The organism is Shinella sp. M31, assembly GCF_049199205.1.
GTDB lineage: Bacteria > Pseudomonadota > Alphaproteobacteria > Rhizobiales > Rhizobiaceae > Shinella.
The window spans coordinates 29,324-46,817 of record NZ_JBLZPH010000045.1; the positions used below are offsets into that span (position 1 = coordinate 29,324).

The following is a 17,494-nucleotide window of genomic DNA, read 5'->3' on the forward strand; positions in this document are numbered from 1 at the left end:
ATCGACATCCCGCAGTTCGGGATCGCCGGCAACTTCCACGCCCTTGTTGTCCAGCTGCTCGAGATTGGCGCCCGCGGTGCCGTAGGGCGCATTCCTGCCGGCCTCGCGATCGCCATCGCTGTCCGCATAGGGCCAGCCGTCGCGAATATCGCGCTGTTCGTAATCGCGGAAATCGTCCTCGCGAGAGGCTTGTTTGCGGTCGCCCATTTGCTTTGCTCCATCGGTTTCAGATGATGGAGCCGAACTGCGCAGGGCAGCGCTTTGTTCCGCCGCAGCCTCAGCCGGCCAAAACCTTGAGCGCGCTTGCATGCAGCGCCGGATCACCCGCCGCAAGGACGCAGCCCTTCCAGCCGAGATCGAGCGGGCCGCCCTGCCAGTCGGTCACGATGCCGCCAGCGCCTTCGATGATGGCGGTCGGGGCGAAGAGGTCATAGGCGTCGAAGCCGGCATCGACGGCCAAATCCGTGCGGCCGCGTGCAAGACAGCCATAACTGTAGCAGCTGCCGCCGTATTGCGTGAACTGCACGGCATTGTCGAGCCGCGCGAAGGGCGCGCGGTCGGCTTCCGGCACGAAGCGCGGGTTGGAGGAGGTCATGTAGGCATCGGCCAGTGCGGTGCCCTTGCGGCAGCGGATCGGCCTGCCATTGTGCCAGGCGCCTTGACCGGAAATGCCGGTCACGCGCTCGGCCGTCGCGGGCAGATCGATGACACCGAGGAGCGGCTTGCCGCCGTACGCCAGCGAGATCAGCGTACCATAGACGGGAATGCCGGCGACCCAGGCGGCGGTGCCGTCGATCGGATCGAGCACCCAGACGAATTCGGCATCCAGCCGCTCGCTGCCATATTCCTCACCCATGATGCCGTGGTCGGGAAAGGCGGCGCGGATCTGTTCGCGCAGCCGGGCTTCCACCGCCCGGTCGGTGGCGGTGACGAAGCTCGCATCCTGTTTCAGGTCGACGCGGGGCGCCTCTTCGGCGGCGGCCAGAAGCAGGGCGCGGGAGCTGTCGGCGATTTTCTCGGCGAAGGCGAGGAAGGTTTCGGTGCTGTCGGTCATGGCTGCTCTACTCAATGGGCAAGGATCTGTCCGAGGAAGGTGCGGGCACGCTCGGACTTGGGGGCTGCGAAGAATTCGGCGGGGGTGGAAACTTCGACGATCTCGCCCTGGTCCATGAAGACGATGCGGTCGGCGACGGAGCGGGCAAAGCCCATCTCGTGCGTCACACAGACCATCGTCATGCCCTCGCGGGCGAGGTCGGTCATGACGTCGAGCACTTCGGAGATCATTTCCGGGTCGAGCGCCGATGTCGGCTCGTCGAACAGCATGACCTCCGGGTTCATGCAGAGCGCGCGGGCGATCGCGACGCGCTGCTGCTGGCCGCCCGAAAGCTGCGAGGGATATTTATGTGCCTGGTCGGGAATGCGCACGCGGCTGAGATATTTCATGGCGACGGCCTCCGCCTCCGCCGCCGCCATCTTGCGCACCAGACGGGGCGCGAGCGTCAGGTTCTCCAGCACGGTCATATGCGGGAAGAGATTGAAGCTCTGGAACACCATGCCAACCTCGCGGCGCACCAGATCGATCTTCTTCTCGTCGTCGGTCAGCTCCTCGCCGCCGACGACGATGCGCCCGCCGTCATGCTCCTCGAGCCTGTTGATGCAGCGGATCATGGTCGATTTCCCAGAGCCGGAGGGGCCGCAGACCACGACCTTCTCGCCCTTGGCGATCGTGAGATTGACGTCCTTCAGCGCGTGATAGGTGCCGTAGAACTTGTTCATCTTTTCCAGGACAATGATATCGGCCATCAGGTCTTTCTCACATGGCGGTTCGCATAGGTCTCGATCAGCGTGAAGCCGGTCTGGATGATCCAGACGAGCACGAGATAGATGATCGTCGCGGCGATGAAGATCTCGTAGGGGGCGAAGGTATCGGCCACGATGGTGCGGGCGACGCCCGTCATTTCCATCAGCGTGACGGTGGAGGCGAGCGCGGTCGACTTCAGCATGGAGACGATCTCGTTGCTGTAGGCGGGCAGCGCAAGGCGCACGGCGAGTGGGGTGGTGATGCGGGTCGCGCGCTGGAACCTGGAAAGACCGAGCGCCTTGCCGGCCTCGACAAAACCCTTGTCGACGCCGAGCACACCGCCGCGCAGGATTTCCGAGACGTAAGCCGCCGTGTTGAGCGACAGCGCGATGACCGAGCACCAGTAGGGTTCGCGCAGGATCGGCCAGAGCACGCTCTGCCTGACAAAGCCGAACTGCGGCAAGCCGTGATAGATGACGAAGAGCTGGACGAGCAGCGGCGTGCCGCGGAAGAAGTAGATGTAGGCCTTGGCCGGCCAGACGAGCCAGGACCGGCGCGACAGCCGCATCAGCAGGATGCCGACTGCGAGGATCAGGCCGAACAGGGTGGAGACGGCGAGAAGGTTGAGGGTCAGCCCCAGGCCCTGCAGGATTTTCGGGAGGCTGGTGGCGATCAGCGAGAGATCGAAGCTCATCGGGCACCTCTCAGATGACGGTTGGCGCGTCGCTCCAGCCAGCCGACGGCGAGCGTGATGACCGTGGTCATCGCCAGATAGATCAGGGCGACGGTCATGTAGAGCAGGAAGGGGCGGTGGATGAGCGAATTGGCCATCTTGGCGACGAAGAGGATTTCCTCCAGTCCGATGATCGAGACGAGCGCCGTATCCTTCATGATCGACAGCATGTGATTGCCGAAATTCGGCAGCGCCAGCCGCCACATCTGCGGCAGGCGTACATAGCGGAAGATCTGGTGGCGCTTGAGGCTGAGCGCCCGCGCCGCCTCGACCTGGCCGCGATCGACGCCGAGAAAGGCACCGCGGAAGGTTTCGGTCATATAGGCGCCGACGATGAGACCGATGGCGATGGAGCCGGCCCAGAACGGCGGCAGGTCGATGAACTTCACCGAGGGATCGACGAGCTGCACCAGCTTGGTGAGCGCGATCGCCATGCCGAAATAGAACAGCAGCAGCACCAGAAGTTCCGGCGCGCCGCGAAACACGATGGTGTAGCCTTGGGCGATGCCGCGCAGGATGCGGCTTTTCGACAATTTTGCCGAGGCGCCGAGCAGACCGCAGACGACCGCGATCACCAGCGACACCGAAAAGACCCGCAACACCGTCATCAGGCCGAAGAAGAAGTCGTCCCACCAGCCGTCGAGGATCGACATGCCGTACCTCCAGAATCTCTATGCGGATCGGGCGCCGCGGCGGACGCGACGCCCGGAGGTCATGCTTACTGGCCGACGCCCTTCCAGTTTGCCGGCTGGATGGAGAAGGGGAAATATTTCAGGCTGTATTTCTCGAGCGAGCCGTCCTTGATCATCTCCTCGAGCGCCTTGTCGATCTTGGCGAGCAGTTCGTCATTGCCCTTGCGCAGGCCGACACCGACGCCCGGACCGAAATATTCGACCTCGTCGATCGGCGGCGAAACGAATTCGAAACCGGCACCGTTCTCCTTGCTGAGGAAGTCGAGATAGGCCTTCATGGGATTGGTGATGGCGATGTCGAGGCGGCCGTTCTGCAGGTCGAGCAGCATGGGCTGGGCGCCGTCGTAAAGCGCGATTTCCGCGCCCGGCAGCTTGGCTTCCACCCATTTCGCATAGGTCGAGGCGCGCTCCACGCCGAAGCGCAGGCCGTTGAAGGCCTCCGGGATCGGCTTGCCGTCCGCATCGAACAGCTTCAGCGCGGCGTCCTTGGAGCCGAGGATGCGGCCGAGCGAGACACGGTAGGGAACCGAGAAATCGATCTTCTGCTTGCGCTCCTCGGTGATCGACATGGAGGCGACGATCAGGTCGAACTTGCTGGCGAGCAGCGCCGGGATCATGCCGTCCCACTCCTGGCAGACGTAATCCAGCTCGACGCCGATGCGCTCGGCAATGCCCTTGGCGACGTCGACGTCGTAGCCGGCCATCTCGCCCTCGGGCGTGCGGTAGTTGAAGGGCGCGTAGGTGCATTCCATGCCGACGCGCAGCGTTTCGGCTCGGGCGGGCATGGCAACCGCCATCAGGCTGACGACTGTGGCGGACAACAGACCGGTCACGAATTTCATGGCATTCCCCTTCTTTGTTGACTTTGACGACGGTCCTCACTCCGCCGATAGGCAACGATGCGCTGCAAGGAAGGGGGAGGAAATCCACCCCAAGGATGATGCCGCTCACCCCGCACATGAGAACCGCCATCACCCTCGGGGTGGATGGAATGTGACATCCGGTTGATCTAGCCCTTTGATATGCAGGCCAGAGGAGAGCCCCATGAAATATGTCCGCATGCCCATCGAGCTGGAATCCCCCGAGCAGCTCGGCTACGACACGATCCGCTACAATCTCTCGGAAAGCTCGGTCGCCGACCGTCGTCTGGGTGAGCTGAACCTCAGACTGGACGATATCCTGCTGTGCTACGGCGACCATCGCGGTGCGCCGGACCTGCGCGGCCTGATTGCCGGCACGGGTGAAAGCCTGAAGGCCGACGACGTGCTGGTCACGGCGGGTGCGGCGGGCGCGCTCTTCATCATCGCGACCTCGATGCTGGAGGCTGGCGACCACATCGTCGTGGTCAGGCCGAACTATGCGACGAACCTCGAAACGCCGCGCACCATCGGCGCTGACATGACCATTGTCGACCTTACCTTCGAGACCGGCTACCGGCTCGACCTCGCCGCCATCGAGGCAGCGATCCGGCCGGAGACGAAATATGTCTCCGTCACCTATCCGCACAACCCGACCGGTGTGATGATTTCCGAGAGCGAACTGAAGGCGTTGGTCGCGCTCATCGAGCGCAAGGGCACGCGGCTGCTGTTCGACGAGACCTATCGCGAGATGACGTCGGGCACGATGCTTCCCGTCGCCGCCAGCATGTCGGACCGGGCAATCAGCGTGTCCTCACTCTCCAAGACCTACGGCATTCCCGGCATCCGTATCGGCTGGCTGATCACGCGCGACGCGGATCTCATGGAAACCTTCCTTGCCGCGCGCGAACAGATCGGCATTTCCGGCAGCACGGTGGACGAGTACATCGCCTATATCGCGCTCAGCCAGCGCGATGCGTGGCTCGCCTTCAACAATGCCCGCATTGCCAGCGCCTTCGCCATCGTCAAGGACTGGATCGCGTCCGAACCGCTCGTCGAATGGGTCGAGCCGTCGGGCGGCTGCGTCTGTTTCCCGCGCATCGTGCCCTCGGCCAATGTCGATCTCGCCGGCTTCCACGAAAGCCTCTACAGCCGCCATCAGGCCTATGTCGGCCGCGGCAGCTGGTTCGAGCAGGACGACCGGCATTTCCGCATCGGCTACGCCTGGCCGACCGAGGACGAGTTGCGCAAGGGTCTTGCGGCGATCTCGGCTGCGATCCGCGAAAACCTGAAGGCTTGAAGAATGATGTGAGGGGTGAACCACACTCGCCCCTCGCCGCCGGCACAGTCCACCGCCCTCTCCTCCGTCATGTCAGGGCTTGACCCGAGGATCCACGCGTCCCCACCGCTTCGCTTGTGGCGTGGATCCTCGGCTCAAGGCCGAGGATGACGTTGGTGGGTGGGGCGGGACACAGCTATTGGTCGGGCGCGGGCTGTGGCTACGGCCTCAGACGAGCGCACCGCCCCTCACCTCACAGATTGAGGCTGCGCAGAAATGTCGAGAACAGCTCCTGCTGCGTGGAGAGATTGAGCTTGGCATAGAGCTTCTGCCGATGCGTCTTCACCGTGGCGATCGAGATGCCCAGATGGTAGCTGATCGACTCGCTGGAATGCCCCTTCAGGATCAGCAGCGCCACCTCCCGCTCGCGCGGGCTCAGCACATCGCGTCCGAAATCGCTGAAGAGATGATCGATGGGGCGTGCCTGCGGCGCATTCTCATTGCGCGACAGATGCGCCCAGAGCCTCCGGAAAATCGCCGCGATGAGCGGATGCGCCTCTTGCAGCCGCGCGACGGATGCCGCGTCGAAACCGCCCTCGCTGCGGATACGCGACAGGCTGATCTCCGCCATTTCGCCGCCTGGCAATTCGATGGCGATCAGCAGCTCCTCCATGCCTTCCGGCCAGCCATGGGTGCGATAGCCCAGCTCCTCGTCTTCATGGCGGCGGATATCGAGGCCGCGATAGAGGTCGGAACCGAGATATTCGTCCGGCGCTAGGTCCCGCATCAGGTAGATGCCCGCCGGCAGGCCGGCGAGATAGGCGTTGTAGAACGGATTGAGCAGATAGGTGCCGGCGATGAAGAGCTGCACCGCACGCTTGGCCTTGGGGCCGGAAAACGTGTCGAAGACATAGCTCGGCCCGCCGTTCTTGCGATGCACCACCGACAGCGCCAGATGAAACCGCGCCACCGAGCCGATGGCCGCCAACAGCGCCGACACGCTGTCGGGCTGGTCGTAGCGGTCGAGCGCATGGGCGAAGGGCTCTATCCAGCTGGCACTATCGGTCATGCTTCCATCTGCGCGATTCCTAAAGAAAAACGGCTATTTAAACCCCTTTACGACAGCTGCCCTCACGCGACAAGCTTGCCGATGGCACCCAATGTGCGCTCGATCTCCTCGGCGGAATTGTAATGCGCGATACCGATGCGCACCACGCCTTCCTCCTCGGAAAGGCCGAGATGGCGGGCGGGCTCCAGCGCGTAATTGTGGCCGGACCAGACATTGATGTCCTCGCTCGCCAGCGCTTCGGCGAAGCGATGGGTCGAGACGCGGTCATGCGTAAACGAGATCGTCGGCACGCGATGGGCGAAGAGGTTGGGATTGGCGATGCCGACCAGCCGGACACCCGGCAGCGCGGTCAGCCCGCCGATCAGCCGGCGCGTCAGGCCCGCCTCATAGGCTTCGAAGGCCTGATAGGCGCCGGCCATCTTTTCGCGCCGCGTGCCGGTGCTTCCGGCCGCTTCGCCCGTCGATGCCAGATAGTCGACCGTCGCGGTCAGGCCGGCGAGAAGCTCGGTCTGCGGCGTGCCGGTGCAGAAGCGGTCCGGAATATCGTCGCTCTGGCAGCGTACGCGATGCGGCGGCAGCGCGCGCAGGAGATCGCCGCGGCCCCAGAGCACGCCGAGATGCGGGCCGAAGAACTTGTAGGACGAGCAGACGAGGAAATCGCAGCCGATTGCCTGCACGTCCGGCAGGTGGTGGGGTGCGAGCTGCACCGCGTCGATCCAGACCAGCGCGCCTGCCGCCTTGGCCAGCGCCGTCAGCCCGGCGACGTCGTTGATGCTGCCGGTCATGTTAGAGGCGTAGTTGAGCGCCAGGAATTTCGTGCGCGGCGTGAGCAGCGCTGCAAGGTCTTCCGGCTCTATGCGCCAGGTCTCCTTGTTGAAGGGCAGCCACTTCACCGTCAGCCCGTAGGCCTCGGCCATGGCAAGCCAGGGTGAGACGTTGCCTTCATGGTCCATGCGCGTGACGATAACCTCGTCGCCGGGCGTCAGCGTGCTGCCGATGACGCGCGCCATCTGGAAGGCGAGCGTCGTCATGTTCGGGCCAATGATCATTTCCTGCCAGGAGGCGGCGTTGACGAATTCTGCCGCCGCATCATGCGCTGCACGCCAGGTGGCATCCGCGCGCTGAGAGGCAGCAAAGCGCCCGCCGAGATTGGACGAAGCCGTCGCCATCGCCTCGGCCACGGCATCGATCACCGTCCGGGGAACCAGCGTTCCCGCGGGATTGTCGAGATAGGCGGTGCGCGCCCCCTCCAGAGCGGGGAAGGAAGCGCGGATGAGGTCGATCGGATAGGCAGTCATGGGCGGCACCCTTTTCAGAACGCTGTTGTCGCTCCTGTGTGCCGCGTTCCGCCGCCCGCCGCCATCCACCTAGGAGATGAGGTCGGCGGCAAACATCGGGCCGCCCTTGTGCGCGGGAAATCCGTAGCCGTTGATCATCACCAGATCGATATCGCTGGCGCGCGCGGCAATTCCCTCGGCAAGGAGCGCCCTGCCCTCGTCGGCCATCACGGTCAGAAGCCGGTCCATGATCTCGTCTGCCGTGAAAGCGCGCGGCACGATGCCCTTCGCTGCCCGCGCCGCTTCGATGACGGCGGTGACGGCGGGATCGACGGTTTTCTCACCCCGCGGATAGGCGTACCAGCCAAGTCCGGTCTTGCGGCCGAGCCGGCCCGCCTCGCACAGCCTGTCGGCGATCTCAACGTAACGCTCTGCGGGATTGCGCGTCGCAGCCTGGCGCTTGCGGCGCGCCCAGGCGATCCCGAGGCCGGCCATGTCGCTGACGGCGAAGAAGCCCATGGGGAAACCATAGGCCTCCATCGCGGCATCGATCTCCTGCGGAAACGCGCCATCCTCCACCATGAATTCCGCCTCGCGGCGATAAGCGGAGAAGATGCGGTTGCCGACAAAACCTTCGGTGACGCCGCAGACGATCGGGAGCTTGCCGAGACGCTTGACGAAAGCGAGCGCGCTTGCCAGCACGTCAGGCGCGGTTTTCGTGCACTCGACCACCTCCACGAGGCGCATGATATTGGCCGGCGAGAAGAAGTGTAGTCCGACCACGCGGGACGGATCGGCGGTGGCGGCGGCGATGGTGTCGGGATCGAGATAACTTGTGTTGGTCGCCAGAATGGCCTGCGGCGCGACGATACCGTCGAGCCTGCGGAACAGCTCGGTCTTCACCGCAAGGTCGTCAAAAACCGCCTCGATGACCAGATCGGCCGTCGCGAGGTCTTTGGCATCGGCGGTCGTCTCCAGCCGGGCAAGGCAGGCGTCGCGCGTCTCGAGCGTGAGGCGTTTTGATTGGACGGCCTTGTCGAGCAGGCCGGAAATGCGGGCGCGGCCGCCCTCGGCCGCCTCCACACTCTGTTCAAGCGCGACGACGCGGTAACCACCGGTGAGTGCAGAGACGGCAATGCCGGAGCCCATCAGCCCCGTGCCGACCACGCCGACGGTCTCGATGCGCCGCGACTGCACGCCCTCAAGTGCATCGACCCTGCCGGCGGCGCGCTCGGCGAAGAAGACATGCCGCAAGGCGGCGGACTCCTCGGAGTCGCGCAGGCGCAGGAAGGTGGCCCGCTCCTCTGCCAGCCCCTGTTGGAGATCAAGCCGGCCGGCCGCCCTGACAAGGCGGATGGCCTCGGCGGGCGCCGTCTGGCCCCGGCTCTTGCCGATGACTTTCGCCTCCACCGCGCTGACGGCAATCTCATCCGCGTGGGACACGGCAAGCGCACCGGTGCGGCGCAGCGGCTGCCCGGCCTTTTCCCGCACGGTTGCGATGGCGGCGGCGACGGCATCGGCGGCAACGGTGTCGGCAAGGCCCAATGCCACAGCCTCGACGCTCTTCACCGTCCGGCCTGTGCCGATGAGATCGATGGCCGCGACCGTGCCGATCAGACGCGGCAGACGCTGCGTTCCGCCGGCACCGGGCACGAGGCCGAGCTTCACTTCCGGCAGGCCGAAGCTCGCACCGTCCCCGGCGATGCGGCCGTGACAAGCCAGCGCCACCTCGCAGCCACCACCGAGGGCCGCGCCGTTCACGGCTGAGACCACCGGCTTTTCCGAGCCTTCGATACGCTCGATCACCTCGGGCAGCATTGGCGCGATCGGCGGCTTGCCGAATTCGCGGATATCGGCCCCGCCGATGAAGGTCCGGCCCACGCTGGCGATCACGACACCCAGGATAGCGGGTGTTTCGGCGGCATGGTCCAGCGCTGCGACGAGCCCGGCGCGGACGTGCGCCGAGAGCGCGTTGACCGGCGGATTGTCGATGGTGACGACGAGCACGCCGTCATGGCTGGAAGCCGAAACGCTCTCGGAAAACCGCATCTTCACGCCTATTCGGGAACGACGGCCGTGGCCTGGATTTCGATCTTGGCGCGGTCTTCCACCAGCGCCACCACCTGCATGGCGGCCATGGCGGGATAGTGCCGGCCGATGGTTTCGCGATAGGCCTGGCCGATGCCGCGCAGATTGCTCAGATATTCCTGCTTGTCGGTGAAATACCAGGTCATGGAGGTGATGTGGTGTGGCTCGGCACCACCGGCGGCGAGCACGGCCACGACATTCTTAAGCGTCTGGCGCACCTGCTCGACGAAATCGTCGGTCTCGAACTGCGCCTGCGCATTCCAGCCGATCTGACCGCCGACGAAGAGCGTGCGGCCCGACGCCGCCACGCCGTTGGCATAGCCGATGGGCTTCGCCCAGCCTTCCGGTTGCAGGATGGTGTGCATGGTCTCTCCTATCGTGCCGCGTCCTTCATCAGCTCGCGGCCGATGATGAGCTTTTGAACTTCCGTCGCGCCCTCGTAGATGCGCAGCGCCCGGATCTCGCGGTAGAGCCGCTCGGTGATTTCGCCCGTGCGCACGCCCCTGCCCCCGAACAGTTGCAGCGCCTGGTCGATGACCCATTGGGCATTTTCCGTCGCGGTCATCTTGGCCATCGCCGCTTCGCGCGTCGTGGGTTGCTTCTGCACATCGCGCTTCCAGGCGGTGCGGCTGGTCAAAAGCGCGGCGGCATCGATGGCGGTCGCCATTTCGCCGAGCGTGCTTTGCGCCGTCGGCAGGTCGGAGAGTGTGGCGCCGAACATTTTTCGGTTTTTCGCATAAGCCACCGCTTCATCGAGCGCGCGGCGGGCAAAGCCGGTGGCCGCCGCCGCCACGGACGGGCGGAAAATATCGAGCGTGCGCATGGCGATCTTGAAACCTTCGCCGGGGCTGCCGAGCAGCTGCGTCGCGGGGATGCGGCAATTGTCGAAACGGATGCGGGCAAGCGGATGCGGCGCGATGGTCTCAATGCGCTCGGCGATGGTGAAACCCGGCGTATCGGCGAAGACGACGAAAGCGGAGATGCCGCGCGTGCCGGGCGCTTCGCCGGTGCGGGCGAAGAGTGTATAGACATCGGCGATGCCGCCGTTGGAAATCCAGGTCTTTTCACCGTCGAGAATGAAATGGTCCCCCTCCCGCCGGGCGACGCAGGCGAGCGCGGCGACGTCTGAGCCGGCGTCGGGTTCGGAGAGCGCGAAGGCGGAGAGCCATTCGCCGCGCGCCACTTTTGGCAGCACCTGCTCCTTCAGCGCGAGCGAGCCGGACAGGCTGATCGCGCCGGTGCCGAGCCCCTGCATGGCAAAGGCGAAGTCGGCGAGGCCGTCAGTATAGGCGAGCGTTTCGCGCACCAGGCAGAGCGTCCGGCTGTCGATCTCCTCACTGGCCCCGCCGAAAGCTCTTGGAACGCAATGGCGCAGGATACCGGCGGCGCCGAGGCTCGCGACCAATTGCCGACAGGCTGCATCGACATTGCCATGGTCGATATTGTCGAGGCCGCCGCGCGCGACGAAGCCGTCGAGTTCAGCTGCAAGCGCGCGATGGCTCTCGTCGAAGAACGGCCAGTCGAGGTGATCGCGGGTCGGCCCCATCTTCAGTTCCCCTCGAAGGCGGGCTTCGCTTTGGCGGCGAAGGCTTCGAAGGCGCGGCGGAAATCGCCGGTCGCCATGCAGATCGCCTGCGCCTGCGCTTCCGCCTCGATCATCTGGTCGATGCCCATCGCCCATTCCTGATCGAGCATCTTTTTCGTCATGGCATGGGCGAACCATGGGCCATTGGCGAGAGTGCGGGCGAATTTTTGGGCTTCGGCGAGCACGGTGTCGCGCTCGTGCAGGGCGTTGTAGAAACCCCAATTGTGGCCTTCCGCAGCGCTCATCACCCGGCCGGTGAACAGCAGTTCGGCGGCGCGGCCCTGGCCGATGATGCGGGGAAGGATGCCGCAGGCGCCCATGTCCGCTCCGGCAAGCCCGACGCGGGTGAAGAGGAAGGCGGTCTTCGTTTCCGGCGTTGCCACACGGTGGTCAGAAGCCATGGCGAGGATCGCGCCGGCACCGGCGCAGATGCCATCGACGGCAGCGATGATCGGTTGCGGACAGGCGCGCATCTGGCGCACAAGCTCGCCCGTCATGCGGGTAAAGGCGAGAAGATCCGGCATCGCCATTTCGGTCAGCGGCTTGATGATATCGAAGACGTCACCGCCCGAGGAAAAATTGCCGGCGGCGCCCGTCAGCACCACGGCGCGCACGTCACTGGCCCGCGTCAACGCGCGGAAGAGGTCGCCCAGCTCCTCATAGCTTTCGAAGGTCAGCGGGTTTTTCTTGTCCGGGCGGTTCAGCGTGATCGTCGCGACGCGGCCATCGGCATCCGTCTCGAACAGGAAATGCTTCGCGACATGGTTCTTGAAGGGGCGCTGCTTGGCCTGCATGGGGTTCGTCATGTCATCGTCCTTCACAGAATTTCGCCGCCGGCGACCGCGATAGCCTGTCCGGTGATTGCGCTTGCCCCTTCCGAGGCGAGCCAGGAAACCGTGTGCGCCACCTCGGCCGGGCTCACCAGCCGGCCCTGCGGGTTGGAGCGCGCAAGGCTGGCGCGCGCCTCCTCACGCGAACGGCCGGTTTTTTCCGTGATCGTGTCGAGCGCACCGTCGATGAGCGGCGTATCGGTGAAGCCGGGGCAGACGGCGTTGACGGTGATGTCGGTACGGGCCAGTTCCAGCGCCAGCGCCCGCGTCAGGCCGATGACGCCGTGTTTGGAGGCGCAATAGGCCGAGACATAGGCATAGCCGGTGAGGCCCGCCGTGCTCGCGACATTGACGATGCGGCCCTTGCCGGCCCGACGCACGGAGGCGAGCGCGGCCTGCGTAACGATATAGACGCCGGTGAGATTAATGGAGAGCACGCGCTGCCAGAGGGCGAAATCGGTCTTCTCGAACGGCGCCGAGGGCGCTTCGCCGGCGCAGTTGACGAGCACGGCGATCTCGCCGGCCGATGCGACGGCGGCCGCGATGCCGCGCTCGACGGCCGCGGCATCCGTCACGTCGAAACCGTCGTGGACAAAAGCATCACCACCGGCCGCGCGGATCTCGTCACGCACGGCCTCCAGAGGTCCGGCCCGCCGGCCGGCGAGGCTGACGATATGCCCCTCGGCGGCGAGCGTCAGCGCGATGGCCTTGCCGATGCCGCTGCCGGCACCGGTGACGAAAGCGTGCCGTTTGCTCATGGCTTGCCCGCCGTCGTCGCGCGGGCGAGGTTGTTCACATATTGCGCGCGGGCGGAATAATATTGTTTCGGCCAAGGCTGGGCATCGTAGCCGATCTTCGCCGCCTCGTGCATCACGAAGGACGGGTCGGCGAGATGCGGGCGGGCGACGGCGCAGAGATCGGCGCGGCCGGCGGCGATGATCGAATTGGCGTGATCGGCCTCGGAAATCGCGCCGACGGCGATGGTCGGCACCTGGATCTCGTTGCGGATCTTGTCGGAAAACGGGGTCTGGAACAGGCGACCATAGACCGGCTTCTCCTCCTTCACCACCTGGCCGGACGAGCAGTCGATCATATCGGCGCCGGCCTCCTTGAACATCCTCGCGAAGATCGCCGCATCCTCCGGCGTGTTGCCGCCCTCGTGCCAGTCGTTGGTCGAGAGGCGCACGGAGATCGGCCTGTCCTCAGGCCAGACCTTACGGATGGCGTGGAACACTTCGAGCGGGAAGCGGGCGCGCGCCGCGTGGTCACCGCCGTAGTCGTCGGTGCGCTGGTTGGTGAGCGGGGAGAGGAAGCTCGACAGCAGATAGCCGTGCGCGGCGTGCAGTTCGAGAATGTCGAAGCCGATGTCGCGCGCCCGTTCGGTTGCCGTCACGAAATCCGCGATGACGCGGTCCATGTCGTCGCGGGTCATTTCGCGCGGCGTTTGGGAATGCTTGAGATAGGGCAAGGCCGAGGCCGAGATCAGCGGCCATGCGCCTTCCGAGAGCGGCTGGTCGATGCCCTCCCAGGCGAGTTTCGTCGCGCCCTTGCGGCCGGCATGGCCGAGCTGGATACCGATCTTGGCGGGCGTTTCGTGATGCACGAAATCGACGATGCGCTGGAAAGCCTGCTGCTGCGCGTCGTTCCACAGGCCAAGGCAGCCGGGCGTTATGCGCGCATCGGGCGAGACGCAGGTCATTTCGGGGAAAACGAGGGCGGCACCGCCCATGGCGCGCGCGCCGAGATGCACGAGATGGAAGTCGCCCGGGAGACCATCCGTCGCCGAATACATCGCCATCGGCGAGACGACGATGCGGTTGCGGAGCGTCAGGCCACGCAGTTTGAAGGGCGTGAACATCGGCGGCGGCACGGCGCCGTTCGCGGCCTTCTCCGCACCCGCCCGCTCGGCGAACCAGCGCTCGAAACCTTCCAGCCACTCCCTGTCGCGCAGGCGCAGGTTCTCGTGGCTGATGCGCTGCGAGCGCGTCAGCATCGAATACATGAACTGTTCCGGCTCCAGCGTATCGGCATAGCGCGTGCCGACCACCTCGAACCATTCCATGGCGTTGCGCGCGGCATTCTGGATGCGGGCGACGTCGATACGGCGCACTTCTTCATAGGCCGCGAGCACGGCCGGGATATTGGCCTTGTCATGGCCGAGGATGTCGAATTGCCGGGTCAGCTCGATCGCATCGTCGATGGCAAGCTTGGTGCCGGAGCCGATGGCGAAATGGGCGGTGTGGGCGCTGTCACCCATCAGCACGACATGGCTGTTGCCGTTGAAATGGCTCCATTTCTCGCAGATCAGCCGGCCGAAATTCAGCCAGGCGGAGCCGCGCAGGTGGCGTGCATTGGTCATCAGGCTGTGGCCGTCGAGGCTTTCGGCAAAGAGCTTTTCGCAGAAGGCGATGGACTGGTCCTGGTCCATCTGGTCCAGTCCATGCGCCTTGAAGACCTCGTCCGTCGTCTCGACGATAAAGGTCGAGGTCGTGTCGTCGAAGCGGTAGACATGCGCCTGGAACCAGCCGTGCTCCGTGCGCTGGAAATCGAAGGTGAAGGCATCGAACGGTTTGTTGGTGCCGAGCCAGATATAGCGGTTCGGCCGCACCACCATGTCGGGCTGGAAGACGTCGGCATATCTGTTGCGGATGCGGGAATTGACGCCATCGGAAGCGATGATGAGGTCGGCGTCCGGAAATTCCTCGTCGCCCTGCACGTCGCGCTCGAACAAAAGCTCGACGCCGAGTTCCAGGCAGCGCTCCTGCAGGATGTTGAGCATCTTCTTGCGGCCGATGCCGACGAAGCCGTGGCCGGTGGTGCGGATCTTGCGGCCCTTGAAGACCAGCTCGATATCATCCCAATGGTTGAAGGAAACCTCGATCGCCTCGGCCGTTTCCGGATCCCAATGGCGCATCGACTGCATGGTGGCGTCGGAGAAGACCACGCCCCAGCCGAACGTATCGAAAGCCCGGTTGCGCTCGACGACGGTGATCTGGTGTTCGGGATGCTGGCGCTTCATCAGAAGCGCGAAATAGAGACCGGCTGGCCCACCACCGATACAGACGATCCGCATGTCGTTCTCCTCCCGAGCTCCGGCCGCGTGCGTCGCAGACGCCGCACGGGCTTCCGGACTGTGGCAGCAGGTTGGACCCGTTTCGGAGAAATTTCAAGCTTAAAATTGTTTTGGCGTCACGATACGCGCAAGCGCAGTCCGCCGGTGTGGCGCACCGGGCAAAACATGCTTGGAGAGGCGAAAAGCTTTCTCAGCCACCCTTGGCGAGCGAGGCGATAACCGAGCGCTTGAGCTTGGCAAGCGCGTCCATCAGCACGGCGCCATCTGCCGGTTCGAGACCGGCGAAGAGGTCGGAAATCCAGTCGGCGTGGCGGGCCGCCATCTTCTCGAATTCGGCGCGGCCGAAGGGGGTGAGCGCGATAATCTGCACGCGGCGGTCGGTCGGAAGCGTCGTGCGGCTGAGATGACCGCTCTCCGTCAGGCGCTCGACGAGCACGGTGATATTGCCCGGTGACACCATCATGCGCTTCGAGACCTCGCCCAGCACCATGCCGTCGGGCGCTCGCTCCAGCTGGGCCATCAGGTCGAAGCGCGGCAGGGTGGAATCGAATTCCTCACGCAGGCGTCGGCGCACTTCGCTTTCCACCAGCGTCGAGCAGGTGAGCAGGCGCAGCCAGAGGCGAAGCTCGGCACGGTGATCGTTCGGCGCCTCCAGAGCCTTGGTTTCGCCATCCAGCCAGTCCGGCGCGATGGCGAATTCGTCGTCACCCGTCATAACAAAGGTCCGTTCCCTGTCCCGTCGCCTTGCCTTTTAGAGATGTTTGCAGCGCTTGGACAGCGCCGTCATTTGGCGGCGTGCAGCGCGGAAAGCGGCGGCGCAGTGCGGTCGCCGTCCTCCGATTGGGCAAAGACGGTCACCGTCAGGCCGATATGCGCAGCCATCAGGGCCTGCGCCCGCGCGGCATCCCGGTCCAGAGCGGCCTCCATCAGCTCGGTATGATGCTTAATCGACATGGCGTCATGAAGCGCCGCGACCGCCGCCTCGTAGCCTTCCGTCCTGCCCTCGGCCGCGCGAAGCGCCGGGGCGAGGCTGAGGAAACGGTGATGGCGGCGCAGCTGGTCGGACACCGTCGCCTGGAAACGCATGAGCCAGTTGGAGCGGGCAGCGCTGATCAAGGCGGTGTGGAAGGCGGCGTGCCGTTCGTCCCACTCGTCGATCTCGGCCTCCGTCGCCGTTTCGACGACCAGCTTGCAACGCGACAGCCGGTAATGCGCCGTGACGACCTCCGATTCCCAGGCGCTGTCGCCGTTGGCAATCGCTTCCAGCAGGAGCGGAATTTCCACCACCATGCGCGCGCGCGTGAGGTCCTCCAGCGCACCGAGAGAGACCGGGGCGACGGCAAAGCCGCGATTGCTGATCGCCGTCACCAGTCCTTCGGCCTCCAGCCGCGACAGCGCCTCGCGCAACGGCGTCCAGCCAAGTTCGTAGCGATCGCGCAAGGCACTCAGCTTCATCGGCGCACCGGGCCTCAGCCGCGTCGCGAGGATATCGCGGCGCAGCAGGCGATAGGCGGATTCGGTCTTGGTCGCTTGCTCGTGCTCTTGCATCGAGATCCCCTGGCACCCGGCAACTCTCTGCATCAAATATATATAGTTTTGGCCCTGCAATCAAAATATATATATTATTGACAAGCCGCTCCACCGCCGCCATGATCCGCGCCAAGCCGCTGGAGAACGGCGGCCGCTTGTCATCTCTGGGAGGATTTCATGAGCAGGCTTACAAAGTCATTCGTTTCGGGATTGGTTCTGGCCGGCGCCCTGGCGCTTGGCGCCGCAAACGCGCTCGCCGAGCCGATCCGCATCGGCATTGCCAATTTCGGCGAACATCCACAGCTTGCCGCCTCGATTGCCGGCTTCAAGAAGGCGATGGCCGAAAACGGCTTCGTCGAGGGCAAGGACGTCGTCTATTCCGAAAGCCACACCAATTTCGACGCCTCGCTGGTGCCGCAGATGATCGCCAAGCTGCAGGCCGAACAGCCCAAGCTGATCTACACGATCACCACGCCGGTCTCGCAGATCGCCAAGAAGGCACTCGCCGGCTCCGGCATTCCGGTCGTCTTCTCGGCCGTCACCGATCCGGTGGCCGCCAAGCTGGTGCCCTCCTGGGAAGCCGGCGACGACGGCATGACCGGCGCGACCGACCTGCAGGACGTCGCCGCCGTGATGGAATTCGCCCACAAGCTGCTGCCGAACGCCAAGCGTTTCGGCGT

At 64.9% G+C, this 17,494-nt stretch carries 17 protein-coding genes and 1 pseudogene; 2 read left to right on the plus strand and 16 right to left on the minus strand.

Features of this window, described 5'->3' with window-relative positions; all coding sequences use genetic code 11:
* The 6 genes and pseudogenes from ACOZKU_RS06615 to ACOZKU_RS06640 form a co-directional block, all read right to left on the minus strand.
* Positions 1-207: pseudogene (locus ACOZKU_RS06615) on the minus strand (BON domain-containing protein); the annotation flags it as partial.
* A 70-nt stretch (positions 208-277) separates the two neighbouring features.
* Positions 278-1,054, minus strand: a complete 777-nt coding sequence (locus ACOZKU_RS06620; protein ID WP_314093299.1) for an inositol monophosphatase family protein — start codon at positions 1,052-1,054, stop codon at positions 278-280.
* Positions 1,055-1,065: 11 nt separating this feature from the next.
* The gene (locus tag ACOZKU_RS06625) at positions 1,066-1,803 is read right to left on the minus strand and encodes an amino acid ABC transporter ATP-binding protein (RefSeq protein WP_421578175.1); all 738 of its coding nucleotides are present in this window, start codon (positions 1,801-1,803) and stop codon (positions 1,066-1,068) included.
* Positions 1,803-2,495, minus strand: coding sequence for an ABC transporter permease (locus tag ACOZKU_RS06630; protein WP_421578176.1), 693 nt, complete (start codon positions 2,493-2,495; stop codon positions 1,803-1,805). The genes ACOZKU_RS06625 and ACOZKU_RS06630 overlap by 1 nt, the downstream gene beginning before the upstream one ends.
* The gene (locus ACOZKU_RS06635; protein WP_421578177.1) at positions 2,492-3,187 is read right to left on the minus strand and encodes an ABC transporter permease; all 696 of its coding nucleotides are present in this window, start codon (positions 3,185-3,187) and stop codon (positions 2,492-2,494) included. The genes ACOZKU_RS06630 and ACOZKU_RS06635 overlap by 4 nt, the downstream gene beginning before the upstream one ends.
* Before the next feature lie 65 nt (positions 3,188-3,252).
* On the minus strand, positions 3,253-4,068 hold the full coding sequence (locus tag ACOZKU_RS06640) for a transporter substrate-binding domain-containing protein (RefSeq protein ID WP_421578178.1): 816 nt from the start codon (positions 4,066-4,068) through the stop codon (positions 3,253-3,255).
* A 202-nt stretch (positions 4,069-4,270) separates the two neighbouring features.
* Here ACOZKU_RS06640 and ACOZKU_RS06645 point away from each other — a divergent pair, with 202 nt between their 5' ends.
* Entirely contained in the window at positions 4,271-5,383 is a 1,113-nt protein-coding gene (locus tag ACOZKU_RS06645) for an aminotransferase class I/II-fold pyridoxal phosphate-dependent enzyme (RefSeq protein ID WP_421578179.1), read from the plus strand.
* 232 nt (positions 5,384-5,615) lie between these two features.
* On the opposite strand, the gene ACOZKU_RS06650 is transcribed toward ACOZKU_RS06645, so the two are convergent.
* From ACOZKU_RS06650 to ACOZKU_RS06695, 10 genes are all read right to left on the minus strand, one after another.
* The gene (locus ACOZKU_RS06650; protein ID WP_314093292.1) at positions 5,616-6,431 is read right to left on the minus strand and encodes a helix-turn-helix transcriptional regulator; all 816 of its coding nucleotides are present in this window, start codon (positions 6,429-6,431) and stop codon (positions 5,616-5,618) included.
* 62 nt (positions 6,432-6,493) lie between these two features.
* Positions 6,494-7,729: a cysteine desulfurase-like protein gene (locus ACOZKU_RS06655; RefSeq protein WP_421578180.1), complete on the minus strand. Its 1,236-nt coding sequence runs from the start codon at positions 7,727-7,729 to the stop codon at positions 6,494-6,496.
* A gap of 69 nt (positions 7,730-7,798) precedes the next feature.
* The gene (locus ACOZKU_RS06660; RefSeq protein WP_421578181.1) at positions 7,799-9,757 is read right to left on the minus strand and encodes a 3-hydroxyacyl-CoA dehydrogenase NAD-binding domain-containing protein; all 1,959 of its coding nucleotides are present in this window, start codon (positions 9,755-9,757) and stop codon (positions 7,799-7,801) included.
* An 8-nt stretch (positions 9,758-9,765) separates the two neighbouring features.
* Positions 9,766-10,161, minus strand: coding sequence for a RidA family protein (locus ACOZKU_RS06665; protein WP_421578182.1), 396 nt, complete (start codon positions 10,159-10,161; stop codon positions 9,766-9,768).
* Positions 10,162-10,169: 8 nt separating this feature from the next.
* Complete coding sequence (locus tag ACOZKU_RS06670; protein ID WP_421578183.1) at positions 10,170-11,342, minus strand: acyl-CoA dehydrogenase family protein; 1,173 nt, start codon at positions 11,340-11,342, stop codon at positions 10,170-10,172.
* Positions 11,343-11,344: 2 nt separating this feature from the next.
* Entirely contained in the window at positions 11,345-12,187 is an 843-nt protein-coding gene (locus tag ACOZKU_RS06675; protein ID WP_421578184.1) for an enoyl-CoA hydratase family protein, read from the minus strand.
* A gap of 11 nt (positions 12,188-12,198) precedes the next feature.
* Positions 12,199-12,969 (minus strand): SDR family NAD(P)-dependent oxidoreductase, encoded by a 771-nt coding sequence (locus ACOZKU_RS06680; RefSeq protein WP_421578185.1) that lies wholly within the window; start codon positions 12,967-12,969, stop codon positions 12,199-12,201.
* Positions 12,966-15,284, minus strand: coding sequence for a bifunctional salicylyl-CoA 5-hydroxylase/oxidoreductase (locus tag ACOZKU_RS06685; protein WP_421578186.1), 2,319 nt, complete (start codon positions 15,282-15,284; stop codon positions 12,966-12,968). Before ACOZKU_RS06685 ends, ACOZKU_RS06680 begins: the two co-directional genes overlap by 4 nt.
* A gap of 190 nt (positions 15,285-15,474) precedes the next feature.
* Positions 15,475-15,999 (minus strand): MarR family winged helix-turn-helix transcriptional regulator, encoded by a 525-nt coding sequence (locus ACOZKU_RS06690; RefSeq protein WP_421578187.1) that lies wholly within the window; start codon positions 15,997-15,999, stop codon positions 15,475-15,477.
* Between the two features lie 68 nt (positions 16,000-16,067).
* Positions 16,068-16,832, minus strand: coding sequence for a GntR family transcriptional regulator (locus ACOZKU_RS06695; protein ID WP_421578188.1), 765 nt, complete (start codon positions 16,830-16,832; stop codon positions 16,068-16,070).
* Between the two features lie 159 nt (positions 16,833-16,991).
* On the opposite strand from ACOZKU_RS06695, the gene ACOZKU_RS06700 reads away from it, so the two are divergent.
* On the plus strand, positions 16,992-17,494 hold a 503-nt coding region (locus ACOZKU_RS06700; protein ID WP_421578189.1), incomplete at its 3' end, for an ABC transporter substrate binding protein.